This window comes from Halobacteriovorax sp. RT-2-3, from assembly GCF_047085075.1.
In the GTDB taxonomy this organism is placed as follows: Bacteria; Bdellovibrionota; Bacteriovoracia; order Bacteriovoracales; family Bacteriovoracaceae; genus Halobacteriovorax_A.
In genome coordinates this window covers 1022023-1046659 of sequence record NZ_JBKIYF010000001.1, presented here as the reverse complement: position 1 = coordinate 1046659, position 24637 = coordinate 1022023, and the positions used below count along the sequence as shown (strand labels likewise).

Genomic DNA, 24637 nt, shown 5'->3' with positions numbered 1-24637 from the left:
ATATATACTTGGAGGCAGCATGAAAAAACTGGTTATCTGCTCAGACCTTCATGAAGGTTCTGAAAAAAATATTCGTTCAGGTTTTAATTTTGCTAAGGCCCTAGGATTAAAACCTTCTCTCTACCATATCGATACAATTTCTCCTCAGATAGAAAAACAATTTCACGCGTCTTCGGCCCTGTCGCGTCGAATTGAAGATCCTATTTGGAAAAAGAGAATTGAAGAAACATCTTTAGAGATGGTGAACGCAACCCTTGGACGTCTTGATATTGATAAAGAAGATATTGATTTTGAAAACTTCGAGGGATCAATAAATGAAGGAATTGAGCATTTGAAGGAAGACCCTGAAATGGAGGTCCTGTCTGTTGGTGCCAGTCATCACGGTGACCTACATCGATTCTTTCTCAATACATTTGCAGAAAAATCTCTTTTTAATTTGAATAAGGATGTTCTTATCAATAAATCTGGAGTCGATACATTTAAAAAAATAACTTATCTTATTCCTTATGAGTCAATCGATGAAGATGATTTGGCAAAAGTTGCAAATCTTGCAAAATGTAACAACGCTAAAGTTCATATGGATTGTATCGTTCCAATTAATTTTGTGAGCTATAATTTGGAAGTATTCCCTGATGGGCCTTTTCCTCGAGAAGTCCTTTCTAATGAGATGTCTGAGCTTCATAAGGGAGCCGAGGATGAGCTTCAAAAGGCACAGGCATTGTTAAAGAAACAAGGAGTAGAAGCGAGCTATACATTAAAGATGATTCTCAATGCTGAACCAGCACGTCGTCTTGAAGAGTTACTTAAAGAAGAAAAGTCAGATCTTGTGGTTTTAAAACCACAGCATTATATTTTTGAACACCTTTCTCTTGGTAGTGTTACTTTAGATATAATGAAAAGAACTGATTGCAATATTTATCTTCTACATGTTTAGCTTAAATCTTGTTCAATAGTTGATTTGAGTTCACTAAAGTCCACAGGCTTATTAAAGTAGTGCTTAATATCAAGTTTACTCACTTCTTCTAGTGTTTTTTGATCACCATAAGCAGACATCATATAGATGATGATATGTGGATATTTCTTTTTAACTTCTTTTACGAGTTCTATACCATTCATATCAGGCATATTTATATCGGTGACGAGTACAGTTATGTCTATACCTTTATCACTAGCTAGTTTTGTAAGAGCTTCCTTTCCTGATAACGCAAATTGTGTACTTAGCTTTCCTGCTAGAACATCTTCTTCATATATCATTTCGATAAGTTCAAGTAGAGCTTCTTCATCATCAACAAAGAGTATATTAATCGCCATCGCTATGCCTCCACCTTTCCTTTGGAATACTTAAAGTAACTTCTGTCCAATTACCAATATCGCTTTTAAATGAAATATCAATTTTATCGTTATGTAGTAAGAATTTTGCAATTGCCAGCCCCAATCCACCACTTGTTTTTTGTGAGGTTGCAGAATAAAAGGGGAGAGTGACACTTTTTACATATTCTTGTGAGATGCCTATTCCCGTATCTTTAATTTTAAGTAATAACGATTGATTGTTATTATCAATTTCGATATTTATACTTATTTCTCTCTTGTTGTTTTTACTACTCTCTTGAAGTGCATTGATTGAGTTTTTTATTATGTTTTTTAGAGCTTGAATAAAGTTTTGCCCGGTTATGAATAGGTTATAGTTAGAGGTTTCTTCGGAAATTGATAAGTGTATATTTTGTTCTTTTATTTCTTGCTTATAATCGATAGTTAAACTTTTTTCGATTAGTTTACTTACATTGAAAATTTCTTTGATATTAGATACGGAACGAAAAGTTAAATCAATTGTTTCTACGATATCATTTATTCGAGTATTGGCATCTTTCATAACAGACAGGAGCATATCAATTCTCTCTGGACGACGCTCTTTTCTAAAAATCTCAGCTCTAAGTATTTGGTAAGAATTTAATGTCAGTGTAAGTGGATTTTTTAATTCGTGGGCCATACCTTTTGTGAGCTCTAAAATGCGTTGAAAGTTCGCTCTTTCAATTTCACCTTCTTTTTTCTTAAGAAGTTCTTTTGCTTGCTTTTCAACGATCTCCATTAGCTCCATTTCTGTAAGTTTTTTAATTGTGATATCACAGATATAGCCTTCAATAGCAATTAGGTTGCCATTCTCATAAATACCGATGCCTTGCTCCCACACATAAATATAATGACCTTTCTTATGTTTAACTCGATATTCAATGGTAAAGAATGTGTGATTTTCAATAGCAAGTTGGACTTCATTCCAAACTCTAAGAGCATCATCAGGGTGGTAGATATCAGCGAACGATAATTCATTGTTATTGATTAATTCTTCAGGTTTATACCCAAGAATCCTTTCTACTCCTGAAGTCATAAATAGCATTGTCCACTGTTTATCATTTAAGCAGCGATAGGCAATGCCATCAATATTTTCTAGTAGAATGTCTAAGTTAAGTTTATTTTCCACAATGGTTTTTTCGGTATTGAGATAATTAGATTGGATTAAAGAATGTTTAAATATAGATTGAGTCTAAGTGGTTAATATTATTGGTAAGTGTGGAGGTGTATACTACCTGAACACCGAGATACTTATTTCAATACTTAAGTATTTTATAAAAAATTCATTTATTCTCTTTTCTACAAATATGATGAAAATACTTAAAACCCTATTCTTATGTATTTCGATTTTATGGAGTACTGCCCAGGCAAGCACTTTTGAATATCAGTGTATGGACGCCTATAAAGATAAAATTGAGACATTCTATCCTAAAGACCAGTCAAGTAATCAGACAGATAAAGATTGGGTATATAAGTTAAAAGGTTACTACTGGTTAGCAAAAGTTGTTGGTCATCCTATTGCTGTATTTATTGTGGCGTTTGTTCCATTCTCTATCCCAATTGTTCTTGGAATTACTGCTGTTGCTTCTTTCTTTGATCTTTTACAAAATGAAAAAGGAATTATTGGAACATATATTATTTTAAAAATGTCTGAGCTCTCTGAAGAAGAAATTGCTAATCAGGATATAGATTCTAAAATCGAAGAAGAAGTACTTGAGTTACAAGAGAATAAATATAGTCGTGACAATAATCTATTCTATACATTTGTAAAACGAGTCAATCGTAAATATAAGAATTCAAATTTTTCATATGAAGAAGTTCGCAATGCCGTTATTGAAATTGCTAGTGAAAGTAATGAACTTTGTATGCGTAAAGGAAAGGAGAGATATATCTCCTTAAATCGTCTAATTCGTTTAACTAAAAAGAAACTAAACGCTAAAAAAGGTCTAATAGAAAATGCGCTTTAATTTACCAATTATTCTAATTTTATTCTTAATCACTTTCAATACTCAAGCACAATTGTGTAGTGAGGAGCAAGAAAGAAGCTCTCTGGCCGAAATTACAAGCATCACTAAGAATATGAGTGATGACGGTGTATATATAACGAATCTCATGGATTTAAGACAAGAATATATTAGAGCTTATGTAACTAAAGTTAATCGCATCGAGCGTACTTGTTCTTCAAGGTCAGTTTATCAAGCTATTATTAAGCTCTACGAAAATATTAATTACCCAAGCGTTTATCTTAAATATGTACTTTCGAATCAGAGAAGAGATCTAAATATTAAAGAGTATATTATTGGTGATGAATGGAATCGTACTCATATTAGTGAAAATGATTCGCCAGATGTAGAAACACTAAAGAGCTCAATCTTAATCACTGGACTTGGCGTAGTAAATACTGCCAATAAATTAACACTGAAGAATGTTGGTACAGCTTTTTATCTCGGCCATTTTGCAGGAGAGCACCTTGTTGCTACTGCTGCCCATGTTATTGATCGTGAAAACTTTAAAGATATGCTTTTTCATTTTATTGCCGGACCAAAATTTTCTTTAAAAGCAAAAGAGCTTGTTTTCTATAGTGATGATTTAGATTTTTCGATTGTTTCAATCGACATGGAGGATAAAGAATCAATTCTTATGGAAACTGTAACACCTGTGAAGTTAAATTTTGATAAAGTTGCCGTTGAGGGAACTCCTCTAACTACTGTCGGATTTGGTTTCTTTGATAATGAGAAACTTGGACTAGCACGTTACGAGAATTCTCATGACTGTCAGATTATTTTTGGAGATGATAGAGTAAGAAAGCTTGATAAGGTTTATTCAATTGCTACAGGTTGTGATTCTTCAGGTGGTGATTCAGGATCTCCATTAGTTGATCGTGAAACAGGTGAGCTGGTTGGTATCATCACAAGAATTCAAACTGAGAAAATTGGTTTAACGTCAAAACAATTAATAGAAGAAAAAGAAGCTAATATTTCTAGCATTTGGAATGATGGTAGTTTTGCAACTTCGATGAAGTATATCAAGGCAGAGCTAGAAAAAGTAGATCATCCAACTATTAAAAGTTTATTGGATTATTAATGAATAGAAAGCTCCTTGATTTGTTATATGATAATTCTGCTCTCGTGAAATTTTGCAAAAGCAAGGACATCCCTGTACCAAAAAAATACACTTCAACTCGTAAAAATGATATTAGAGAGAGTTTAAGTGATATTTCTAAATTCACACGTCATGATGAGAAGAAAAATAAATACCTTTATCAGTTCTTTGCTTCAAATGATATAGGTCTTAGAATAATAAAAGTTGATGTTCAAATTGCTCCAAAATGGTCTGTACTTGAAACTAGAGACATGGTCGAGGATGTGTTTAAAAATGTTAAACGCATTAAAAGAGCACACTTCTATGTTCCAGTAAAGTCACAAATATATAATCAATTGCTCGAGTTAGGCGGCCGAAGCCGTGGAGAGGAGCTTCTGGCAAGTGTTGATGATGGCCTAAAGTACCTTTCAAAATATGAGTTTGATAAGAATGTTAAAATCGTAAAACTCAATAAAGAATTAAGAGATGAGGTTGTCGATATTGAGTACCTTGCTCACAAGTTTAGTGCAACTTCACGCTGTGAGAATTTTCCCCGTAAGATGTTTTTGGGTTTTGTGGATGGTCTTATTAAGTATGATGTGGATGCGTTAGTTGCTGTAGAGAACGGGAAGGCAATTGGTTTCATCGTTCCAAGTATTACAAGAACTAAGATAGGTCATATAATGTCAATTTCAGTTCATCCGGATGCTCAAGGCCGTGGTGTTTCAAAACTGCTATACTATGAAGCATTGAAATATTTTAAGAAAAAGAAAGTTTCGATTTATGCGGGGGTCTCTTCAACCAACGAAGTTCTTGGTTTTTCGAAGAAGCTCAAGCGAAGAGCAATGTATGCATATCTTGAATTAGTGCGAAAATAAAAAAGCCTCCTTTCGGAGGCTTTGTATTTAGAAATGCTTTTCAAAGCAGTATCGATTGATATAGTTCTTGTCTTTAATAAAGTGCATAAGTGCAGCAACCTGTGAGCACTGTGCTAGTGTGATTGTTTCTTTTTGTTTTTCAAAACATTCAAGTCCTAGGCGAGTGATATCTTCAGTATAGGCTTGTGCCTCAGCATGAGCTAGGCATTGATCAAAATTAAATGCACCACCAAATTGTGTTCCACATATTGCGCGGGCCTTATTCTTGTCTCTCATGAAGATCATTTCTTCTGCCACTGACATACATTGTTCATAAGTGATTACTGTTAAGTATTTTTCCTGACAGCGATAGAGCATTGAAGAGATATCTTTTTCATATGGCATTTGAATCGCAAAATTCACACAGCCTTGAAATTCGTAGTCACAGGTTGTTTGGTCTTCAAGACATCCTGCTGTGGCATTTAGAGTAAATAGAATGGTAAGTAGTGATAAGATCTTCATTTGCCCCTCTTTGTCCCTTTTTATTCAATATTCAACTTAATTAACTCTATTTAGACCATATGACACCTCCTCCTGTAATTCTTACTTAAAAGGGGCGCGGGTACCAATCGAGATTTCAGTAGTTTAACTCTCTCCAAAGATCAAATAAGCTAATTATTTCAAGGCCATTAACCGATAGGAATACTACGGATTTTTTGTTTTTTACTAATTTAGTTTAATTAGGGGAGCATCTATCAAAACCCTTGAGGCAGAATTACTCAATTTAGCAAAAGAATGTCGTCTTTACTCTCGAGGTAAAAACCAATCTCTATGCCTTAATCGCGTCGCTAAAACCCTGGAGTCATTAACAAAATCAGTCGATCAGTCGGCGATTTCATCTGATAATCCTTTGACTGCAAGAGAAGCTGAAGTACTAGATTTGGTCTTTCTTGGTTACACGAATAAAGAGATCGCCAATGCTCTTTCTATATCTGAAAAGACTATTGAATACCATATGAGCTCTATTTTCAAAAAGACTCAAGCAAGTAAGCGTACAGAGGCCGTCACTAATGCACTTAAATTCAGGTGGTTAGTAGCCTCCTAGGGAAGTCCCTAGGTGATTTATTTTAAGATAACAAATAAGCTTACAGTAGATATTAACTGTAGGAGAGAAGATGAACGATCAATTAGAAGCAGTACTTGGAAATTTATATAAATTAGTATGTGACGAATCTATTGATGAAGTTAGCATTGGTGCTTATCACGATGTATCAGTTAAAAAAAATGATAGCTGGCACCCTGTACAATGCTTCAATAGTAAAGACGAGTATGAAAGTGTCATCAACGCACTTAAAGATCGTTTTAGTATAACTAAAGATCAAGTGTCCTTCTCTAGATATATAACAGAAGTTCTAACTGTTTCAGTTGTTCTTTCTCCGATATCGATTAAAGGCCCTTCGCTTAAATTAACAAAACTTCCTAAGAAAATTTTATCTCTTGAGGATTATGTCTCTTTAAATGCGCTTACAGAAAAAGGAAAAGATATTATTACAGAAATTGTTGGATCAAATAAAGGTATTCTTTGTGCAGGAGACTTTGGTTCAGGCAAGACAACTCTTTATAATACGATTCTAAATCTCTTACCAAAAGAGAAGACACTCGTTTCTATCGAAACAGCGCCATCGATAGTTTTTTATCGAAATTTAGTCACAAGACTTATGCCACGTGGAAAAGATGCTGATTCTATTACCGAGGTCATGAGTGCAGCGGAAGAATCTAGAGGTGACTACATTACACTTAGCTACTTAGATGAAAGATTGAGTTATCCATATATTGATCTTGTTAGAAATAATTCTGTTGGAGTTGCTTGTGCTGGAGGTAGTGGTCCTGTTAATGTAATTGATCGTTTGATCAGACAGTCTGTTGTTTCTTCATATGGATATAACTTAGAAGAAGCTGCTTTGGTAGTTTCTGAGGTTTTCAAATATATCATCTTTCAAGAAAAGGAATCAGGAAGTGAGCGACGATTTATTTCTTCAATTCATGAGATAGCATTTGAAAAAGGTGAAATAAAACTTAAGCCTCTTTATGCCTCCTAAAAAGGGGCGCGGGTACCAATCGAGATTTCCACTTGTTACATTCCAATCTTAATGCCTTTTAATCTTTTTAGATAAAGTGCAGATATATTCTGTTTTGGAGTAAAGTAGCTTTTCTTTAAGGAATTCCTGATACAATTATCAAAGTCAGTATCGTACTTCCTTTCTATAAGTTGTTTAGCTCCAGTATAATTTATATGAGGCCGATATTTAAATAGCTGTGCTTCAAAACTAGTAAAATGTAGTGATGTGTAAGGATAATCAATGCAAGCTTCAGAGATTCCTGCACGTATCGGATTTTGGTAAATATAGCGATAAACATTATAGAGATAACTTTGATTTGCCACGATTGACCATTTATAGCGATTGCTAAATTTGTGATTAATTCTATCTGTCTTTTTAGAAATTAAATAACTAATTCTCCAATTGAAATGCATCATAAAACGATCGATATTTTCATCAGGAGTAGTCAGAAGTAAATGATAGTGATTTGACATAAGAACAAAACAGTTTATTTCGACTTTTTCTTTCTCTAGAGCATAAATTAGGGACTCTTTACAAATATCCCAAACTTCATGCATAGGAATGCTAAACCAGTCTTTGTTATTGTTACGAGTCGTAACGTGGTAGGGGAATTCTCCTTGTCGAATTAATTTTTTCTTAGGCATTATTACCTCGCTAAAAAAAATGGCGCATTAAGCGCCATAAGTTGTTACTTAATTTTTTTATAAAGTTGATAATTGATACAAGTTATTAAAGGTATTGTGATAAAAAGTCCTAGACCGAGTGCTAGTGCTCCAAGTAGTGCTAGAGCAATGTAAACAAATACAGCTGCTGTTATGATTTTATAATTGTTTGTAAATATTTTTCTACTTTCTTCTAATATCTCCCATGCACTAGACTTATCATTTTGTTTCTCTAGAGTTAAAGGCATAACAAAAAGATAAGAAGCGAAAAAGTAAAGTCCTGGAAGGATAAAGAGAATAAAACCAAAGAATGTAATCAATGATGACAAGGAGCCGCTAATAAAAATTAGATTGAATTTTTCTTTAGGAATTGCAATGAAATCATAAATTGTAATTTCTTTTTTCGTTTTTGATTTGATGATTGCTGTGTAAAACGATGCTAAAAAAAATGGTGTTAGTAAACCGGAGGCAAATGGGATAATTGAAAGTGCCCATAGTAATAATGAAAAACCTAATGTGAAGCTGCTGTATAACAATGCATTAGATTTATATGTTTGCCATCCACTATCTAGAATTTCTGTTAATTCATTTAATGTTTTTGATTCTTTAAAATTAATTAGTAATTGATTCATTTTTACCTCACTTGTTTTTAGAGGTAATAAGTCTTACACCGATATTGCGCACTTTATTTTCATTTTGATATTAATATTTTTCAAAATGGGGCGCGGGTACATATGAAGATTTCCACTAATAAGTAGTTAGGCACTTGTATTTGGATTGGTTAATTTTCGACTATAAGTCTTTGAATTCTCGATTGGTACCCGCGCCCCTTACAGATAAAATAGATTTTGCATATTGAGATGCTTTTTCGATATTGTTGAGGGCGAGGTATGCGCCTAGGAATGCGTCGCCAGCTCCGGTCGAGTCGACCACTGTTTCTAATGGGATTGGGTTGTAGTTTTCAATTTGTTTTTTTGATAACTTGCTAATCGTATCTTTTCCTCTTGTTATCAAAATTTCAATCTCGTGACTCTTTACATAGTCATAGAGAAAGTCTTCGAGAGGATGGCCATTAACTAAGCCGAACTGAGCGAGACTTGCATGTTTTAGATATTTTTCAATATCAATTTCACTAGCATCGTGGAAATCGAAAATGAATTTCGCTTTAGGTGAACAAGCAATAAGTTGATCAATAAATGGAAGGATCTGAGTATATAATGGACAAATGATGTAGCCTTCGAGGGCAGAAATCATGTTCCTTTCTTGCGTTGTTAATGCAAAATCTTCAATTACGCCTGATTGGTATTCTGTAAAATTCTTTTCTCCACTTTCAAGGGTTTCGATAAACTGAATTGGTGTCTTACCACTTCGTTCAAGTGGATGAGCTTGGATGTCTTCTTTTTGGCAATGACTGATGATCTCTTGACCATCACTTGCAGCAGGATAGATAAGGCTTGCTCTTAAATTTGAGTTTCTCTTAAAGTGGGTTGCTACATTTAAGGAACAGCCGCCAAGAAATTTTTCGTTTGATGTTGAATATACATCAAATCCAGCATCACCAATGAAGGTATACATTATTGTCTAAGCCTTCTTACGATATCCATAAATGGTGCAATCTTTTCATAATCCATACGAGTGTCTGTCATAAGCGCGCTTCCAACGATAGCGCCGTCAAGAGCAGGATAGAGTTCATCTAGATTGTTATGAGAAAGGCCAGAACCAATAATGATTGGAAGATCTGGTGCGCCTTCTTTTGCCTCCATAATTTCTGAAACACTAGGAGCAATTCCTGTTTCGCGCCCAGAAACTACGGCGGCAGCACTCTTGTATTCATAAGCTTCTCGAGCTGATTGGGCAAGAGACTTCTCTTCTAACATCGTCGCATACTTAACCTGAATATCTGTTAAGAGCTGAATGTCATCTGCCGCAATCTTTTTTCGATAATCAAGTAAGCCTTTTGGATCAATTTTCATTTCACCACCGTATTCTTCTCGTGCCATACGATCGACAAAGTAGTCTGTACGAATAAATGAGTTTCCACCGGCCTTAGCAATAGCAAGTGAAGCTTCTGGATCATTGATTAAAAACTCTGAGCCTATAGGATAGTTACCTGCTTGTCTTTGAACCATGTTGGCCACAACACTCATGCTTGCGATGACTTCTTTTGAAGCCTCAACAGTATAAGGTCTGTCATGCTCATTTTCTAAAAGGGCAGCATCAACTCCACACTTTCTTAAGACTTCAAGATCTTCTAGAGCATAGTCGATGACTTTATTTAACCCAGGATGACTCGGGTAGCCAAGTAGAGGGCGAAGGTAAATAACTGCAATTATTGGTTTTGCCTTAAAGTCTAGCATTTAATCTCTCCATGCATGTGTATTGTCATAGTAAACGACGGGTGATTTAATAGTCCAGCAACATTTTGGGGGATCTATGTTACGTCTAATCACAATTGCGCTCGTGTCAATTTCAACATTTGCTATTTGTCAGAAATGGTCTGAACCACAGGTAATTGGTAGGCTTGATAATACTGTTTTAAATGAGACATCTGGAATTGCAATCTCTCAGATTTATGATGATCGAATGTATAACTTAAATGATTCAGGATCAGGCCCTGAGATTTTTTGGACAACTCTCACAGGGAAGAATACAAAGAAAGTTAAAATCAATAATTTCCGACCGTATGATATGGAAGATATGTCTCTGGGTCCATGTGGTGAGCAAAAGTGTGTTTACATCGCCGACATTGGAGACAATAAGAAGAAGAGAAAGTTCCTTTCTGTCGTAGCTCTTAATGAAGCAAAGCTTAAAGATGATGCCAAAGAGATTGATCCTGAATTTGTTTTGAGATTAGTTTATCCAAATAAAGAAAAGTACGATGCTGAAAGTATGGTTGTTCATCCAGGTGGTGATATTTATATTTTAACTAAAATTGTCGATGAAGAAAATCGTCGTGCAATGCCAGCGAAGCTATTCAAAATCGAAAAAGAAAAAATCCAAGAAGGTGTAAAGAAAGAAGAAAAAATGGAATTAAAGGAAGTTGCAATTATTGATCTTCCATTTCATTTGTATAACTACAATCTTTGGGGAAGGATTGCGACAGCAATGGACATCTCTAAAGATGGGAAAACTCTACTTGTTCTAACTTATGGGGCTGTTTTCGAATTTAATATTGAATTTAATTCGTTAGCGGAATTTAATTCTAGAAAATTAGAAGCAAAGACTGACTTTAGAATTGTTAGGACAAAAGATCTTCCTCAACAAGAGGCTATCGCATACGGGCCAAAGGATAACGAATTTATCTACACAACTGAAGTTGAATCAGGTGATGGTGTAAGTGAAATTGTTAGGCACGTTTGTGAATAATTACTTTGTAAATAATTTGTAGCCCAGTTGCATTGCTCTTTCAAAAGAACGGATGAAGAGTCTGCGATAAGGTGGTACAAGGTGGCCATCTTCAGGAGAATAAAGGATTTTCGTCTTAAGGTCACCAACGTAATTTGTTCCAACTCGATTTTGAACACTCATGCGAAACTCGTAAGGAAGCTGAACGTCTAGTGCGTAAAGACCAATTTCTTCGAGAAAGACTCTTTCAGAAATTTCCATATATTTGTACATGATTTCTTTATCAAAAGGTTCGATAAAATAAGGAACTGCTAGCCCCGATTTTAGCATCTCATAATTTATGTCCTGACCTTTATACAAGACTGTTCCAAGTAGACGGCGAGTATTAAGATCACCATCTCTTCCAAGATCAATTGTTACCATACTTCCAATTGGCACAAGACTTCTTAGAAAGTCTCTAGCATCAAGAGATATTTGTCCTTGAGTATTACCATTAAAGTCTACTTCAGGAGTATCAATTCCTAGCATGCGGATATTCTTTTTCTTGCCAAGGAAGTCACTATAAACAGTCATGGTGTCGCCATCATGGATATAGAGGACCTTACCTTCAAAGGATATGGCATAGATCGATAATTGTAGAAGTGCTAGGAGTAGAAGTTTTATTTTTGTCATAATGCTTTGTAATAAAATAAAGTAGTTATGAATAGGTGCCAGATAAGATTTACTTGCTTCGGTGAGTGTCTAACTTGCTGAAAATACGATAACTGGCCAAGAGTTTTACATATAATTACTATCTGGATTTTACGAAGTTTTACTTACGAGTGCTCTCTTTTGCTACATTCTTTACATGAGAAATATTCCTTTATGTATTGCCCTGTTAATTTCACTTACTTCTTGTTCCCAAAGAGCGATGGAAGTTAAAACACAAGCGAATGCCATTATTGGTGGAGAGTCCCTAGCGATTCAAGCAGAGGAACTCAAATATACGGTTGCTATAACTAAAGAAAATGATCTGGCTAAGTCATTTTGTACGGGAAGCCTCATTTCCAAGAATCACATTATTACTGCTGCCCATTGTTTGATTGGCTCTTCTTTTAAGAATATGCAAGTTGCCTTTGTTTCTAACAGTACTAAATTTATTAATATCAAAGAAGTCCACTTGGCACAGGATACTTTGCTAAGAATGCATAACCTCGAATCAGTAAGAGGAGACTTTGGGCATAACTTTGATATCGCTATTCTTGAATTGGAAGAAGAAGCTCCACAGAGTGCTGAAGTTATAGAAATTCTTGATCCTTTGGAAAGTGATAAGGTTTTAAATAGAAAGATTAAGCTTACTGGCTTTGGTCAAGATGCTAATGGAGTTGTTGGTAGGGCCAAGAAGGTTGAAGTAAGAGCAATGGATATAAGGCGCAATCTTTTAGAGCGTTCAATTCTACTTTATGAAGACGACAACGGAGCTTGTCGTGGTGACTCTGGTGGTCCTGCCACGGTTATGATTGATGATAAAACTTACTTAGTTGGGGCGACTCAAGGGTATGCTAAAGCAGCTTTTGATGGTGTTGAGGATCTCGATTGCTCTTCAGGAAAGGGGATGTATACATTCTTACCAGACTATAAGGCATGGATTGAAAGTGTCATTAATAAAACAGAATATAACCCTTCTGATTTTGATTATCATCCATTTGAGTTTGCACAAAATGAAAGAGAAAACTCATCTGAATTAGAATGTGACAATTTAAGCTCTTTAAGTATTGCTCGTTGGCAGGGACTTTATACGTATGCCTCTCGAGTTATCGGTAATTTTAAATGTGATTCGATGAATGCTTGGTTCTCTAAAACAATTTCATATTCGGAGAAGCCTAGTAGTAAGGCGGAATTTATTCAAGGAAAATGGAGGATTGTTGGAAATTATTATTTCTTAAGATTCTTTTCTAACTTAGAAGAGGTAACAATAGATCAGTCTATGCGTATTACAAGGCGAGATCAAATGGTTTTAGGTGTAAGCTCAAATGTGATCTATTTAAATAATTACTATCATGACTTTGTGATCGGAGATAGTGTAAGAAAGCTTTCTCTTTCTGGAGGGAAGCTTTCAAGCGAAAATTACAAAGCCTTGGACGATAGAGCAGACTTTCTACTTAAAAAAGTTAGTGTGGATGAGTAAGGCGATAGAAGTTGTCTCTTGCTAGTCCACTGCTTAAAATTGTTCCCATTCTAAGAAATGTAACACCATCATAATTTCCAAAGTAAAGGGCATCGGCGATATTATCCCATGCTCTTTGCGAGTATAAAGTCCCTGCCAATGCATTCTCCCCGAGAATCCTTACTCCTTGTCGATTTGCTTCTTGAGCAACCCAAAACACAAGGGCCTTAGCATAACTTTGGGCATGTGTAGGTCCATCAAAATTATCCATCTCCAAGCAAGTGAAGTGAAAGTTGATATTGTAAAAATTCTTCTCGGCCCTAAGTTCGTTAACAAGACCAATGATACGGTTATAGCCATGACCTGTATTATCGCTATAAATATCATTATCTGTAGAGATTAAGCCTGCGTTTAACTCTGCTAAGCGATCCCCTCCAGGTGCCACACGCCAGTGGATTCCTGGTACTTTAAAACCTAGTTGAATATGTGAGTGCATTCTAAAGACGTCAATGGCCGCAGATAGTATGCGCTTTCCATGCTGTTTTAAGCTATTAGAATACCACTGATAAAAATCCTTCCCATATTGAGTATACTGTTCGTTATTTGAAAAAAAGAAATTCGGATTTGGTGGGAAAACTTGTGTGAAGTTTTGTAATCCAAAACCCCACGCATTATTTAAGGCATTAACACTCTTATATTTTTCTTTTATTGCATTTTGAAAGCTTTCAATTGCTGGATTTGAGTAGGCTTGAATTGCTCCTCTTGTCGGATATCCTGTGCCATAATCGTGGGAGTTATAAGAAGGGTAACGAAGCTCTCCTGCAGGGCCAAGGCTAATATTAATTTCATAAATTTGATTCATCTTGTGACCAAAGTGATAATTAAACGAGTGCATGACATCGTAAAATTCTCCGATGGCATTTTTAGTTGTCCACACAGATAGAAATTCTTTTGAGTAATTACCTTGCTCTGATTTTGACATGGCATCTTGTCCGTATTTTTTCCAAAGCCAATTTGGAATAGGGACGTTACATGTATCTCCAACATTACCACCACATTGATGGAATGAAAGAATTGGAACCCACTTTAGACCTGCTTGAATAATTAAATCACTTAAGAGCTGATAGTATTGCCAATCAAATTGGTTATCATTTTTTTCAACTAATCCCCACCAAATATCTGTACTGACACCTGTTGCCCCCAGGGCCTTTATTTCATGTAACTGTCTTTTAAAGTCTTCAATTTGATATTTGGAATAATCAGAGTTTAAATTATTTGGATCACCTACAAGTAGAGGTGCCATAACATTAAAAACTTTTGCATACGTCGTAAGACTTAGAAATAGGGTAGTGATTATGATTTTCATGGATGCTTTATACTCTAGAAAATTTATCTAGAGTAGTTGTGTTGTATAAATTACTAAACGCTAAGCTGTTGAATTTATTGAAGCGAATTTGCATGTCGAATTTTATTGCCAATTAAATTTTTATGAATAGAATGGCCTTCGGTTTTTACATGTTGAAGGTTTTGTGAATTTAAATAAAGAGATCTCTAAGCATATCGAATCAATCTTTGAAGAGTCTGCAAAGACTTTCTCTAGCTATCAATTGACCAGGGAACTACCTTGCCTTAGTGGGTGTGGAGCATGTTGCTTGAGTCAGGAAATATCTGCTTCAACTTCAGAAATGTTACCTAGTGCATTCCGTCTACTTAATGACGAGGGAATTGAGAGAGTTGAAGAGTTGTTAGATGAACTTGAAGGGACTCCTTCTAAAACTTGTGTCTTCTACCATCGTAACTCTGAAGATGGGACTAAAGGTTATTGTATGAATTATTCAACAAGGCCGGCAGTCTGTCGCTCATTTGGTGTTGCTGCTTACCGAGACAAGAACGGGGGCAAAACAATGAGTATATGTAAGCGCTTAAAAGAAGCGTATCCTGAGGAAGTAAAGAAGTTAGACCCAAACGATGCACCAGTAATAGGTGACTTTGCTAAGCAAATATATCTCTTGGGACAAAGTTCAGATGCTAAGTTAATGCATATTAATGAAGCGCTTTATGAAGCTTTAAAGAAAGTGTGGCTAGGCCACACTTATGATTCTAGTGAAGATTCTTAGTTTCTTCAATTTTATGGATGAAATGCTTGATAACAATTTCATAAAGCTCGTCGCCAATTAATTCGTCTTCAACTCCAAAATCGAGGTTTGGATTATCGTTGACCTCAACGACATAAGCTTTCTTTCCGTCATCTTTAATATCGACGCCAAAGAGTCCATCACCAATTTTTGCACAGGCCTTTGTCGCAGTATCGATTACATATTGTGGAACATCCTCGATCGCTAAACACAGCGAATCTCCTGAGCTATCTTCTTCACCACTTGCGTGATTATAGATCTGCCAATGTTCCTTACTCATAAAGTACTTACAAGCATAGAAAGGCTTTTTGTTAATCACTCCAATTCGCCAGTCAAAATCTGTATAAAGGAACTCTTGAACTAAAATAAGAGCTGACTTATGTAGAAAGTCTTTTAGGCCTTCTTTTAATTCCTCTCTAGTTTCTACTTTTGTCACACCAATTGAAAAACTTCCATCTGGAATCTTTAAAACCATTGGTAACTTCAGCGTTTCAACAAGAAGGTTAAGTGTTGCTTCGTTGTAGTCACTAACAATTTCACTCTTAATCGTATTTATGCCATTCTTCTTAAAGAGGTTGTGTAGATAGATCTTATTCGTACACTTCAAAATAGCATTTGGATCATCAATGACAATAAGTCCTTCATCAACAGCAGTTTTTGCAAATGCATAGGTAGGATTTACTAGAGATGTTGTTGTACGAATAAAAAGAGCATCAAATTCGTTGATTCGTGCAAGGTCGTACTTAGAAATTGTTTCAACATAGAGTCCATTCTTATTACCAATCTCGATGAACTTCTTGATTGCTTCTGGGTTACTAGGAGGAAGCTTCTCTTTATCATCCACTAGGATTGCTAAATCATATTTGTATTGCTTCCTCGCATTTGGAAGACGCCAAATACGATTGTTAAATTTCTCTAGATGGTCAGCGAAGAATGTCTCTTGTGTTTCACTGAGATCAGAAATATGAACAGGTACGATTGAGTTAATCTTCCAAATCTTATTAAAGGCCAAGCGTACTTCAAAAATAGGGACAGGGTAGTTATTAAAAATTACCTTACCAATATTCCTAAAGAGCTTCTCTTTGGTTTCACCAAAGAAGACTCGAAAAGCAATTGAGCGAACTTCCTCTTTATTGTCGATATACTTCGTTGCCACCTCTTGTGCCAAACTTTGTAGTTCGTCGAGATCATAAGTGTAGTGCTTCTTCTTACAAAGATCATTAATAGTCTTTACCGTTGGCATAACCTTATGGCCTCGTGCCTCGGCAATAAGGGAAGTATAGTAACCAAGAGATAAGTACTTGGAAGAGTTACATAGGTTCAAAACTCTTAAGTTTTTAAGTTGTTGGTACTCTTCTTTTGATAAGTAGTCCTTGGCTGTAATGACCTGGTCAGTTGGGAAGTAGGGTTGCCAATCTTTTAGACGGTCAACGATGACAACAAGTTTTTCCATCTTTTTTTATCTCCACATAAAAATAAAGATATTTTTTTACACAAGAATAATATAAATTATTAAAAAAAAGCGAGAGTTTTTTATGCATATTTTTAGAGATGCAACCTTAGAAGATCTGAACGCACTCCTTGCAATTGAAGAGGAGTCATTTGATGGCGATCGCCTGAGCGCCACGAATTTTAAATACGCCATTACCAAGTCTCATGGGGCCTTAAAAGTTATCCTTGTTAACAAGGTAATTGCTGGCTATATCCTCGTTCTTTTTCACAGAGGGACTTCTTTAGGACGTATTTACTCAATTGCTATAAGTAAAGCCCATCAAGGGCAGGGGCTAGCAAAAAAACTTATGTTATTGGCCGAGAAAGTGGGTTTGGAACACTCATGTTCATATTTGCGCCTTGAGGTTAAACGCACTAATAAGGGGGCCATTTCTCTTTATGAAAAGTTAGGATATAAAGAATTTAAGATAAAACATGACTATTATGAGGATCATCAAGATGCTCTTTGCTATGAGAAGAGGATCCGTAAAGCTCCGCTCAAGGCAAAGAGAAATATCCCTTATTATCAACAAACGACAGACTTCACTTGTGGACCGAGTGCACTGATGATGGCACTTCGCTTTTTACGTCCAAAAATTAAGCTTAATCAAGAGTTAGAGTTAGATCTATGGCGTGAGGCCACAACCATTTATATGGCTTCTGGCCATGGTGGATGTGGCCCTCATGGGATTGCTCTTGCAGCCGCGAATCGCGGCCTTAAAACTGAAATTTACATCAATAGAAAGTCATCTCTTTTTACTGACACAGTACGGGATAAGAAGAAAAAACAGGTGATTGAGCTAGTTCAAAGTAATTTTGAAAAGAAACTCAAGGAAGTAGGTGTAAAAACTCACTTTAAAAATTATGGCATCAGCAAAATCCGTGAGATAATAGAAGGCGGAGGATTGGCCTTAGTTTTAATTAGTGCCTATCGATTGACGGAGACGAAAGTTCCGCATTGGATTGTCATAACTAATATTGATGACGAGTTTATTTATTTTAATGATCCTGATTTGAAAGATAATCAAGATAAGGTCGATAATATAAACATCCCTGTAGGTATTGATGAGTTTGAAAAAATGGCAAAATATGGAAGTGGACAGTTGAAATGTGTTATTTCACTATTTCCATAAATTAGGTATTGGTGACTTATGAATAAGAAAATGGGTGTCCTAAAAGTATATCGAATTTTTGATATCGCTCACGAAGTCAAATTAGACAAAGCTTATGAAAAGCTCAAAAGTCTTACTATCTTAAAAAAGTTTAGCTTAAATAGACCTTCTAAAAATATGCTATTTCAAGATCCTCCTTTGGTGGTTTTCTTAGGAGATCATTCAATCGAAAATATGAAAGTTGCTGTAACTGTTAAACTTTGGAGTTATGGTGCGCTTTCTTTTTCTGTTGATATCGAATGTCCTTTCTTTGTTGAGAAGAAGGAGCTTATTGAATGGGTAGAGAATTGGTCTCAGGGAGACTCTGTAGAGAACTTCTGTCGAGAACGAATCAACTTCTTTGTGGAGTCGTTAGGGGATTCTCTTATTAAGCCTAAGACTTGGGAACAAAGTGAAGAGTATAGTATTTTCGTTACTTCTCCAAAATATCATAATAAGGATTATTGGCTAGAAGACTCTTTTGTTTATCAGTTATTAGCAATGGAAAAGAACGTAAAGCTTAGTCCGGCCATGCTCGCTCCGGTTATCGATTGTACGATATCGTATGGACCGGATGATCTAGTGGCAATCGATTGGGATAATGCGTTCGTTTATTCTGAAGTTGATGGACATGATATTTGTGATGTTATTGAATTTGCAAATATACAGCTCCTAGAACTTCGCTACTTTGATGATCTTCTTGATAAGAAGCTTTCAGGTTTATATCGCCAAGTCGTGGAAAAAAATCCTTCTGTCTTTAGTAAAATTTCTGTCTTAGCTAAGGATGCAAGTCAGTTATATTTTGAAACAAGTGAACTTGTCGATCGAATTGAGAATTCCGTTAAGGTTATTGGAGATATTTACTATGCACGCTTATTTCGTATTTGTTTGAAGCGTTTACAAGTAGAACAATGGCAATCTCTTGTGGATCAAAAACTAAAAAACTTACTTGATGTTTCACAAATGTATATGGCAGAAGTAAATAACCATAAAAGTCATTTGATGGAAATTGTCATCATTGTTCTTATTGCTATTGAAGTTATACCATTCGTTTACAATATTATTTTAAAGCTTATGTGACTTTAGGATCTGATCGATTTTACTCGCAAATATGAAGTCACTTTCCACGAGATCATCTATCTTATGTGTCCATAAGTCGACTCTTAGTTTTCCAAAACTTATATACAGATCAGGATGATGCCACTGCTCATCCGCAACCTTTGCTATTTCATTTGCAATGGCCATTGGTTGCTCAAACTTTTCACATGTTAGATCAAGACACAAGCGCTTCTTATCATTTGTAAAGCTCCAACGTGGATCAATCTGGTCTTTTAGTTGTAGCTTTTCATCAAGTGGGAGAGGTGGAACTCCGCCTTGACATGGAATACAGCTTTTTTCACTTAATGTGCTCATCGATACTCCTCGATTTTATCTATTAAAAATTAATAAGGTCGTAGAGATCTATTGCTGGCTCTTCGTATGGGTGGGCCGCTCTTAATGCCTCGATTACTTCATCTACTTTATTATCAGGACAAATTGTTTCAACTTTTAATTCTACAACTTTTTCTAGCTCTCCACCTCTTCCTATATGTGGGGTGGCGTTTTGATTTGGCCTAAATTGTCCAATACCTTCAACCTCAAAAGAGCAGCGATCGTAATTTCCAATTGTCCCTGCGCCAGCATCAAATACTGCATTCTTAACCATTTCAGCATTTGCTTTTGGTACGAAGAAAACTAATTTTTTCATTATCCCTCTTGTCATTCTTGATTCAAGTTACTCTATTTAAGTTTTCGTAGTACTTTACCAAGTACTTTTGTAATTCTATTTTCCTGATCTTCTTTTCTTTTTACAAGATATATTGGTTGCTTAGTTGAATCAAGTTTAGAAATCTTTATTTCATGAAGTTTAAATTCACTTTTAACATTCTTATTATGTAGATCGACTAGAAAAGTCGGAAAATAACCAACAGCTAAGCTTGAGCGTGAAATTGATAAGGCGGTCTCTAGTAAGCTAACACGGTATTTGATAAATCGCTTGATTCTTCCATCTGGCCATCCATCAAGTCCTTGTGCCCTTGTCGGAGTGTCGTTTACAGAAGTAAGAGGAGCGACAAAAGGTAAAAGATCAAAATCAACTTTATCACTTATATATTGTTTGTTGAATTTTGATGTGCCATATAGTCCCATTTGAACATGTCCTATATTTAAATGATCAAGTTGATGATGAGGTACAGGAATATAAGTCAGTCCGTAATCAACATTACCATTGATAATAGCTTCTTCAATTTTTCCAGGTGTTAACTCACGAATTTCAACTTGAATATCGTCACCAAGTTGAGTCATGATATCTGGTGCTAAGTAAGTAGAAAAAACTTCAAAGGTACCAATCCGACAAATTGTTTCAACTTTAATTTGTTCTTGATTGGCCAGTTGTAAAAGCCTTTCTTCCTCTAGTAATAGTCGATCAATCTCTTGGGCAATTCGCAATCCCGCCTGTGTGATTTTTATACCACGTCCGTCTTTTGTAATGAGATCAACACCAAGCTCTTGCTCCAAGCTTTTGATTGATTTTGAAAGCCCTGCATGAGATATCCCAAGAATTTGCGCGGCTTCTCTCATATTTTTGGTCTGTACAAGCGATTTAAAATGTCTAATTTTATTGGTATCCATAAGTTACCAAAGATATAATAACATTCACTTTTATTCAATAAATTACTTTTGTATATTGCCTTCATCTGAAAGGGAGGAATATATGTATTTGAAATTATTGATGTTAAAACTAACTCTTCTTATGTCTATAGGGACAACATTTGGAATGAAGGCCAATGCCCAAGAGGCACCAGAAAATCTATTTTGCAAGAGTGCTTCTGCTTCGGCAGTAGGATGTTGGCCATCATTTTACAGTTTCTTTTACGAGAATAATCAATTTAGTTTCACTAAAGAATTATCCACGCCATCGGGAAGAATGTGTGGATGGCCTCCTTACGGTACTCAAGTATTAGCGAAGGGAAGAATTGAGTTCTATAGTTCAACTAATGCTCGTATTTATACAAGTACAGATAAAGATGAGTTAGAAATTGGAGAAGTTGTAATCGAGGGAAGTCGAGTAGAGTTGTCTTTATATGATGATGAATTGATTGTCCTTGATAATTGCCGCTCTTATAAATAGTAAACCCTGACCAATATCATAAAAATAATTGAGTTCGGTTCATTAATTTGTTTTGCAAACTGACGAGGAGTAAGAGGTATTTAGGAGGAAATCTAATGGTTAGTCTAAGAGAGAGAATCAAGTACTTCTTTTCTGCGTCAGTTTATTCTGTTTTGTCTTCAGCAGTTTTTGTCGTTCTATTATTTGCTGTAACACTTCCGGCAATTAACTCAACAGCACGCATTGGAAAGAATGAAAGTGTTAAAGTTGCGATACATAATGCATATAGTATGGTTAAGTATCTTTATGATGAATCACAAGAGGGGAAGATTACAGAAGCACAAGCAAAGCTTCATGCTAAAAACCTTCTTCAGGCGCTACGTTTTGATGGAAAGAATTATTTCTTTGTAAGTGATAAGAATCTTAATGTTGTTGCTCATGGTGCAGACCCATATAAAGTTGGAAATAATATGGCCAAGTATCAAGACGGTAAGGGAACATTTCTTTATAAGGAATTTCTAAAGATTGGTCTTGAAAAAGGGGAAGGCCAACTAACTTATTATCGTGCTCGAAAGAAAGAAGGTGATGTAATTGAAAAAACATCTTATATCAAATATTTCGAACCATGGGGTTGGGTAATTGGAACAGGTGTCTATCTAGATGATGTTAATGTCGCAGTTTTTGAAGCTAAAAAGAGCACTCTAATTGGTCTTATGATTTGTGTTGCTATTGCTCTTGGCCTTTCTTTGTGGAATGCGCACTCAATGTATGCAAATTTCATTGCTCCAATTAAGTCAGTCATTAGAAACCTTAAACAAGAATATGTAGAGCTAGAGAGAATCGCTAATAATATTAACTCTAGTTCGAGACAAATTCTTGATGTTTCAAGTAAGCAAACTGACTCTGTGGATAATGTTGCTGCGGCCATAACTGAAATAAAGTCTATGGTTGACTCAACAAGGGACAATGCTGATCGATCAAGTGGTCTTGCTAAACATACAGCAAATATTTCAAATGAGTCTAAAGAAAAAATTCTAAGACTTGTGCAGTCTTTTGATATCATCAAAAAAGATAACGAAGAGGTAATTCAAGTCATTAGAGACAATAGTGTTCAGTTAAATGATATCTCGAATACAATCAATGATATTCAAGAAAAGACTGAAGTTATTAGTGATATCGTTTTTCAGACAAAGCTTTTATCTTTCAATGCTTCGGTCGAGGCTGCAAGAGCTGGAGAGCACGGAAAGGGATTTAGTGTTGTGGCAGAAGAAATTGGGGGACTTGCTAAGGTTAGTGGAGAGTCAGCAATTGAGATCGCTACAATAATTGATGAATCAACTCGTCGAGTGAAAGAGTTAACTGATATGACGACAAAGACTGTTGAAAATCTCGTTCAAGTAACAGAGAAAGATTTGCTCGAAGGGCAAAAGTTAATGGCCGATTGTCGTGATGCTCTTGAAGAGTTGGTTGGTCAGTCAATGGAGTCCTCAAGTATGTGTAATGAAATCCTAGGTGCTCTTTCTGAACAAGAAAATGGTATCGCAGATGTTAATACTTCGATTAATACTCTAAATGAGTCGCAATGGCAGCTAAAGAGTTCACAGGAGTCTTCAGCTCGTGAAGTTGAAGATCTAGTTAAGAAGAGTGAACAAATTAAAACAGCAGTTGAGAAATTAGAAAAAATCGCAGCATAACAAGCTAGTAATTGATTCAAATGGCCCTTATAATAGGGCCATGAATCGAAAAATTTATCTCTTTGACTATTTCACTGTAATTGAATCCGAATCACTAAATGTTGAGTTTCATTCTCATATTGCTCAACAGTTGTCTTTCTCCCTAGATTCTTGTCCTTTAAAATATGAGACGGAAGAAGGCGTGTTTGAAAAGAGATTTATTTACCTGCCTTCTTTAACAAAGCACAGATTCCTAAGTGAGAGTTGCCACAATTTAACGATTCTCATTGATGAAGATGCCAGCTTCAAACTTGATGTTGAACATATTGATACTAGAGTTCTAAAACTTGAAACGATCAATCGCAAGAGTGTCGAAAGCTTTCTTAAACAACTTGGCCTAATATCTAATAAAGAATTGGATGAGAGAATTATCAAGCTATTTCAAATGATTAAAGATTATGAGAACCTTGATGAAGTAAAGTTAAAGGATTTTGCAAACTCGCTTGCACTTTCGGAAAGTCGTCTTTTACATCTATTTAAAGAAGAGGTTGGTGTAACATTTAGAAAGTATATTCTTTGGCAAAAGCTTAAGAGGGCGGTTGATGCACAAGCAGAAGGTCGAAATATTACGGATATTGCCATCGCTGCTGGCTTTAGTGATTCTGCACATTTCTCAAAGTTTTTTAAACAAAGTTTTGGTCTTTCACCAAAAGAAATTTTTAAAAATAGCCAGTTTATACAAGAATAAAATATCCAAGATTCGTATTATCTTCTTAAGGAGAATATATGAAATCAAAGTTACTCGATCTTAATCACCCCGATATAATCAAATTGAAAGATGAAATTCTAGAGCTTTCTCGAGACGAATCTCAAATCATAGGAGCTTGCTACCGCTATGTTAGAGATGAGATTAATTTTGGCTATAACTCAAGTGATGATATTACAGCATCTCAAGTATTACGTGACGGCTACGGTCAGTGCAATACCAAGGCAACACTACTGATGAGTTTACTGACTTCCTGTGGGATTGAGAATAGGCTTCATGGTTTTACGATTGACAAAAAACTACAATACGGAGCAGTTACAGGATTTTTTTATACAATCGCTCCTCGTGAAATTCTTCATAGTTGGGTCGAAGTTAAGTATCATGGAAAATGGTATAATCTTGAAGGTTTTATCCTCGATATAGACTATCTGACAGCTATTCAAAAGATGGCCGGAAAGGATGTTCGTTCGTTTTGTGGCTACGGAGTTGCTTGTAAAGATTTACAGAATCCTGAAGTCGATTGGAAAGGTGGAAACTCAACTTATATTCAAAAGGAAGGGATCGTAAGAGATTTGGGATTATATGAAACACCAGATGAGTTTTATCAAAAATATGGAACAAACCCTAAAGGAATAAAAAAATTCTTCTATAAATATTTTATTCGCTTCTTGATGAATAAAAATGTTAGTGACATAAGAAATAGACCTGCTTAACG

Annotated in this window: 28 protein-coding genes; 15 read left to right on the top strand and 13 right to left on the bottom strand. The window is 35.6% G+C overall.

The genetic code is table 11. The features are described from left to right. The first annotated feature begins 19 nt into the window (after positions 1 to 19). The gene (locus ACMAYX_RS04855) at positions 20 to 934 is read left to right on the top strand and encodes a universal stress protein (protein ID WP_103216641.1); all 915 of its coding nucleotides are present in this window, start codon (positions 20 to 22) and stop codon (positions 932 to 934) included. On the opposite strand, the gene ACMAYX_RS04850 is transcribed toward ACMAYX_RS04855, so the two are convergent. Next, entirely contained in the window at positions 931 to 1311 is a 381-nt protein-coding gene (locus ACMAYX_RS04850; RefSeq protein ID WP_103216642.1) for a response regulator, read from the bottom strand. The genes ACMAYX_RS04855 and ACMAYX_RS04850 overlap by 4 nt on opposite strands. Then, positions 1301 to 2476, bottom strand: a complete 1176-nt coding sequence (locus ACMAYX_RS04845; protein WP_392991225.1) for a PAS domain-containing protein — start codon at positions 2474 to 2476, stop codon at positions 1301 to 1303. The genes ACMAYX_RS04850 and ACMAYX_RS04845 overlap by 11 nt, the downstream gene beginning before the upstream one ends. A 262-nt stretch (positions 2477 to 2738) precedes the next feature. Here ACMAYX_RS04845 and ACMAYX_RS04840 point away from each other — a divergent pair, with 262 nt between their 5' ends. The 3 genes from ACMAYX_RS04840 to ACMAYX_RS04830 are packed head-to-tail and all read left to right on the top strand — an operon-like array spanning position 2739 to position 5306. After that, positions 2739 to 3314: a hypothetical protein gene (locus tag ACMAYX_RS04840; protein ID WP_412471616.1), complete on the top strand. Its 576-nt coding sequence runs from the start codon at positions 2739 to 2741 to the stop codon at positions 3312 to 3314. After that, positions 3304 to 4431, top strand: a complete 1128-nt coding sequence (locus tag ACMAYX_RS04835; RefSeq protein WP_412470817.1) for a S1 family peptidase — start codon at positions 3304 to 3306, stop codon at positions 4429 to 4431. The genes ACMAYX_RS04840 and ACMAYX_RS04835 overlap by 11 nt, the downstream gene beginning before the upstream one ends. Then, positions 4431 to 5306 carry a GNAT family N-acetyltransferase gene (locus ACMAYX_RS04830; RefSeq protein ID WP_412471615.1) on the top strand — a complete coding sequence of 292 codons (876 nt, stop codon included), beginning with the start codon at positions 4431 to 4433 and terminating at the stop codon, positions 5304 to 5306. The genes ACMAYX_RS04835 and ACMAYX_RS04830 overlap by 1 nt, the downstream gene beginning before the upstream one ends. 27 nt (positions 5307 to 5333) lie before the next feature. Here the strand turns inward: ACMAYX_RS04830 and ACMAYX_RS04825 are convergent, their stop codons facing one another. Then, a complete protein-coding gene (locus tag ACMAYX_RS04825) occupies positions 5334 to 5807 on the bottom strand; it encodes a hypothetical protein (RefSeq protein WP_412471614.1) in 474 nt (157 codons plus the stop codon). Positions 5808 to 6195: 388 nt separating this feature from the next. Between ACMAYX_RS04825 and ACMAYX_RS04820 the strand changes: the two genes are divergently transcribed. Together ACMAYX_RS04820 and ACMAYX_RS04815 are read left to right on the top strand one after the other, a co-directional pair. Then, the gene (locus ACMAYX_RS04820; RefSeq protein ID WP_158246772.1) at positions 6196 to 6390 is read left to right on the top strand and encodes a response regulator transcription factor; all 195 of its coding nucleotides are present in this window, start codon (positions 6196 to 6198) and stop codon (positions 6388 to 6390) included. A 70-nt stretch (positions 6391 to 6460) separates the two neighbouring features. Beyond that, positions 6461 to 7384 (top strand): ATPase, T2SS/T4P/T4SS family, encoded by a 924-nt coding sequence (locus tag ACMAYX_RS04815; protein WP_412471613.1) that lies wholly within the window; start codon positions 6461 to 6463, stop codon positions 7382 to 7384. 35 nt (positions 7385 to 7419) lie between these two features. On the opposite strand, the gene ACMAYX_RS04810 is transcribed toward ACMAYX_RS04815, so the two are convergent. From ACMAYX_RS04810 to ACMAYX_RS04795, 4 genes are all read right to left on the bottom strand, one after another. After that, a complete protein-coding gene (locus ACMAYX_RS04810; RefSeq protein WP_392991239.1) occupies positions 7420 to 8049 on the bottom strand; it encodes a transposase in 630 nt (209 codons plus the stop codon). A gap of 44 nt (positions 8050 to 8093) precedes the next feature. Continuing rightward, positions 8094 to 8699 carry a hypothetical protein gene (locus ACMAYX_RS04805; RefSeq protein WP_412471612.1) on the bottom strand — a complete coding sequence of 202 codons (606 nt, stop codon included), beginning with the start codon at positions 8697 to 8699 and terminating at the stop codon, positions 8094 to 8096. 160 nt (positions 8700 to 8859) lie between these two features. Then, positions 8860 to 9642, bottom strand: a complete 783-nt coding sequence (locus ACMAYX_RS04800; protein ID WP_412471611.1) for a PfkB family carbohydrate kinase — start codon at positions 9640 to 9642, stop codon at positions 8860 to 8862. Next, complete coding sequence (locus ACMAYX_RS04795; RefSeq protein ID WP_412471610.1) at positions 9642 to 10424, bottom strand: BtpA/SgcQ family protein; 783 nt, start codon at positions 10422 to 10424, stop codon at positions 9642 to 9644. The genes ACMAYX_RS04800 and ACMAYX_RS04795 overlap by 1 nt, the downstream gene beginning before the upstream one ends. A gap of 76 nt (positions 10425 to 10500) precedes the next feature. Here ACMAYX_RS04795 and ACMAYX_RS04790 point away from each other — a divergent pair, with 76 nt between their 5' ends. Continuing rightward, complete coding sequence (locus ACMAYX_RS04790) at positions 10501 to 11433, top strand: hypothetical protein (protein ID WP_412471609.1); 933 nt, start codon at positions 10501 to 10503, stop codon at positions 11431 to 11433. On the opposite strand, the gene ACMAYX_RS04785 is transcribed toward ACMAYX_RS04790, so the two are convergent. Beyond that, positions 11434 to 12084: a thermonuclease family protein gene (locus ACMAYX_RS04785; protein ID WP_412471608.1), complete on the bottom strand. Its 651-nt coding sequence runs from the start codon at positions 12082 to 12084 to the stop codon at positions 11434 to 11436. A 175-nt stretch (positions 12085 to 12259) separates the two neighbouring features. Between ACMAYX_RS04785 and ACMAYX_RS04780 the strand changes: the two genes are divergently transcribed. Next, positions 12260 to 13579, top strand: a complete 1320-nt coding sequence (locus ACMAYX_RS04780) for a S1 family peptidase (protein ID WP_103216656.1) — start codon at positions 12260 to 12262, stop codon at positions 13577 to 13579. On the opposite strand, the gene ACMAYX_RS04775 is transcribed toward ACMAYX_RS04780, so the two are convergent. After that, positions 13563 to 14924 carry a family 14 glycosylhydrolase gene (locus ACMAYX_RS04775; RefSeq protein WP_103216657.1) on the bottom strand — a complete coding sequence of 454 codons (1362 nt, stop codon included), beginning with the start codon at positions 14922 to 14924 and terminating at the stop codon, positions 13563 to 13565. The genes ACMAYX_RS04780 and ACMAYX_RS04775 overlap by 17 nt on opposite strands. Positions 14925 to 15087: 163 nt before the next feature. Between ACMAYX_RS04775 and ACMAYX_RS04770 the strand changes: the two genes are divergently transcribed. Beyond that, the gene (locus tag ACMAYX_RS04770) at positions 15088 to 15675 is read left to right on the top strand and encodes a YkgJ family cysteine cluster protein (protein WP_412471607.1); all 588 of its coding nucleotides are present in this window, start codon (positions 15088 to 15090) and stop codon (positions 15673 to 15675) included. Here the strand turns inward: ACMAYX_RS04770 and ACMAYX_RS04765 are convergent. Further along, positions 15659 to 17146, bottom strand: coding sequence for a RimK family protein (locus ACMAYX_RS04765; RefSeq protein WP_103216659.1), 1488 nt, complete (start codon positions 17144 to 17146; stop codon positions 15659 to 15661). The two genes, ACMAYX_RS04770 and ACMAYX_RS04765, sit on opposite strands and share 17 nt — an antisense overlap. Positions 17147 to 17228: 82 nt before the next feature. On the opposite strand from ACMAYX_RS04765, the gene ACMAYX_RS04760 reads away from it, so the two are divergent. Beyond that, positions 17229 to 18317 (top strand): GNAT family N-acetyltransferase/peptidase C39 family protein, encoded by a 1089-nt coding sequence (locus ACMAYX_RS04760; protein ID WP_412462841.1) that lies wholly within the window; start codon positions 17229 to 17231, stop codon positions 18315 to 18317. 18 nt (positions 18318 to 18335) lie between these two features. Then, positions 18336 to 19415, top strand: a complete 1080-nt coding sequence (locus ACMAYX_RS04755; protein WP_103216661.1) for a hypothetical protein — start codon at positions 18336 to 18338, stop codon at positions 19413 to 19415. On the opposite strand, the gene ACMAYX_RS04750 is transcribed toward ACMAYX_RS04755, so the two are convergent. From ACMAYX_RS04750 to ACMAYX_RS04740, 3 genes are read right to left on the bottom strand one after another with little or no spacing between them, the layout of a single operon-like run. After that, positions 19401 to 19748, bottom strand: coding sequence for a 4a-hydroxytetrahydrobiopterin dehydratase (locus ACMAYX_RS04750; RefSeq protein WP_412471606.1), 348 nt, complete (start codon positions 19746 to 19748; stop codon positions 19401 to 19403). The two genes, ACMAYX_RS04755 and ACMAYX_RS04750, sit on opposite strands and share 15 nt — an antisense overlap. Positions 19749 to 19770: 22 nt before the next feature. Next, the gene (locus tag ACMAYX_RS04745; protein ID WP_412462839.1) at positions 19771 to 20082 is read right to left on the bottom strand and encodes an NGG1p interacting factor NIF3; all 312 of its coding nucleotides are present in this window, start codon (positions 20080 to 20082) and stop codon (positions 19771 to 19773) included. 32 nt (positions 20083 to 20114) lie between these two features. Beyond that, positions 20115 to 21005, bottom strand: a complete 891-nt coding sequence (locus ACMAYX_RS04740; RefSeq protein WP_103216664.1) for a LysR family transcriptional regulator — start codon at positions 21003 to 21005, stop codon at positions 20115 to 20117. Positions 21006 to 21087: 82 nt separating this feature from the next. Between ACMAYX_RS04740 and ACMAYX_RS04735 the strand changes: the two genes are divergently transcribed. From ACMAYX_RS04735 to ACMAYX_RS04720, 4 genes are all read left to right on the top strand, one after another. After that, positions 21088 to 21504, top strand: a complete 417-nt coding sequence (locus tag ACMAYX_RS04735) for a hypothetical protein (RefSeq protein WP_412471605.1) — start codon at positions 21088 to 21090, stop codon at positions 21502 to 21504. Positions 21505 to 21599: 95 nt separating this feature from the next. Next, positions 21600 to 23177, top strand: coding sequence for a methyl-accepting chemotaxis protein (locus ACMAYX_RS04730; RefSeq protein WP_412462837.1), 1578 nt, complete (start codon positions 21600 to 21602; stop codon positions 23175 to 23177). A gap of 40 nt (positions 23178 to 23217) precedes the next feature. Then, positions 23218 to 23904 carry a helix-turn-helix domain-containing protein gene (locus ACMAYX_RS04725; protein ID WP_412471604.1) on the top strand — a complete coding sequence of 229 codons (687 nt, stop codon included), beginning with the start codon at positions 23218 to 23220 and terminating at the stop codon, positions 23902 to 23904. Positions 23905 to 23942: 38 nt separating this feature from the next. Beyond that, positions 23943 to 24635: a transglutaminase-like domain-containing protein gene (locus ACMAYX_RS04720; protein WP_412462835.1), complete on the top strand. Its 693-nt coding sequence runs from the start codon at positions 23943 to 23945 to the stop codon at positions 24633 to 24635. The last annotated feature ends 2 nt before the right edge of the window (positions 24636 to 24637 follow it).

Bases quoted from the DNA above. Each gene is read 5' to 3' on its own strand.
- ACMAYX_RS04855 (WP_103216641.1), top strand. From the start codon at position 20: ATGAAAAAACTGGTTATCTGCTCAGACCTTCATGAAGGTTCTGAAAAA.
- ACMAYX_RS04850 (WP_103216642.1), bottom strand. From the start codon at position 1,311: ATGGCGATTAATATACTCTTTGTTGATGATGAAGAAGCTCTACTTGAA.
- ACMAYX_RS04840 (WP_412471616.1), top strand. From the start codon at position 2,739: ATGGACGCCTATAAAGATAAAATTGAGACATTCTATCCTAAAGACCAG.
- ACMAYX_RS04835 (WP_412470817.1), top strand. From the start codon at position 3,304: ATGCGCTTTAATTTACCAATTATTCTAATTTTATTCTTAATCACTTTC.
- ACMAYX_RS04830 (WP_412471615.1), top strand. From the start codon at position 4,431: ATGAATAGAAAGCTCCTTGATTTGTTATATGATAATTCTGCTCTCGTG.
- ACMAYX_RS04825 (WP_412471614.1), bottom strand. From the start codon at position 5,807: ATGAAGATCTTATCACTACTTACCATTCTATTTACTCTAAATGCCACA.
- ACMAYX_RS04815 (WP_412471613.1), top strand. From the start codon at position 6,461: ATGAACGATCAATTAGAAGCAGTACTTGGAAATTTATATAAATTAGTA.
- ACMAYX_RS04810 (WP_392991239.1), bottom strand. From the start codon at position 8,049: ATGCCTAAGAAAAAATTAATTCGACAAGGAGAATTCCCCTACCACGTT.
- ACMAYX_RS04805 (WP_412471612.1), bottom strand. From the start codon at position 8,699: ATGAATCAATTACTAATTAATTTTAAAGAATCAAAAACATTAAATGAA.
- ACMAYX_RS04800 (WP_412471611.1), bottom strand. From the start codon at position 9,642: ATGTATACCTTCATTGGTGATGCTGGATTTGATGTATATTCAACATCA.
- ACMAYX_RS04795 (WP_412471610.1), bottom strand. From the start codon at position 10,424: ATGCTAGACTTTAAGGCAAAACCAATAATTGCAGTTATTTACCTTCGC.
- ACMAYX_RS04790 (WP_412471609.1), top strand. From the start codon at position 10,501: ATGTTACGTCTAATCACAATTGCGCTCGTGTCAATTTCAACATTTGCT.
- ACMAYX_RS04785 (WP_412471608.1), bottom strand. From the start codon at position 12,084: ATGACAAAAATAAAACTTCTACTCCTAGCACTTCTACAATTATCGATC.
- ACMAYX_RS04780 (WP_103216656.1), top strand. From the start codon at position 12,260: ATGAGAAATATTCCTTTATGTATTGCCCTGTTAATTTCACTTACTTCT.
- ACMAYX_RS04775 (WP_103216657.1), bottom strand. From the start codon at position 14,924: ATGAAAATCATAATCACTACCCTATTTCTAAGTCTTACGACGTATGCA.
- ACMAYX_RS04765 (WP_103216659.1), bottom strand. From the start codon at position 17,146: ATGGAAAAACTTGTTGTCATCGTTGACCGTCTAAAAGATTGGCAACCC.
- ACMAYX_RS04760 (WP_412462841.1), top strand. From the start codon at position 17,229: ATGCATATTTTTAGAGATGCAACCTTAGAAGATCTGAACGCACTCCTT.
- ACMAYX_RS04755 (WP_103216661.1), top strand. From the start codon at position 18,336: ATGAATAAGAAAATGGGTGTCCTAAAAGTATATCGAATTTTTGATATC.
- ACMAYX_RS04750 (WP_412471606.1), bottom strand. From the start codon at position 19,748: ATGAGCACATTAAGTGAAAAAAGCTGTATTCCATGTCAAGGCGGAGTT.
- ACMAYX_RS04745 (WP_412462839.1), bottom strand. From the start codon at position 20,082: ATGAAAAAATTAGTTTTCTTCGTACCAAAAGCAAATGCTGAAATGGTT.
- ACMAYX_RS04740 (WP_103216664.1), bottom strand. From the start codon at position 21,005: ATGGATACCAATAAAATTAGACATTTTAAATCGCTTGTACAGACCAAA.
- ACMAYX_RS04735 (WP_412471605.1), top strand. From the start codon at position 21,088: ATGTATTTGAAATTATTGATGTTAAAACTAACTCTTCTTATGTCTATA.
- ACMAYX_RS04730 (WP_412462837.1), top strand. From the start codon at position 21,600: ATGGTTAGTCTAAGAGAGAGAATCAAGTACTTCTTTTCTGCGTCAGTT.
- ACMAYX_RS04725 (WP_412471604.1), top strand. From the start codon at position 23,218: ATGAATCGAAAAATTTATCTCTTTGACTATTTCACTGTAATTGAATCC.
- ACMAYX_RS04720 (WP_412462835.1), top strand. From the start codon at position 23,943: ATGAAATCAAAGTTACTCGATCTTAATCACCCCGATATAATCAAATTG.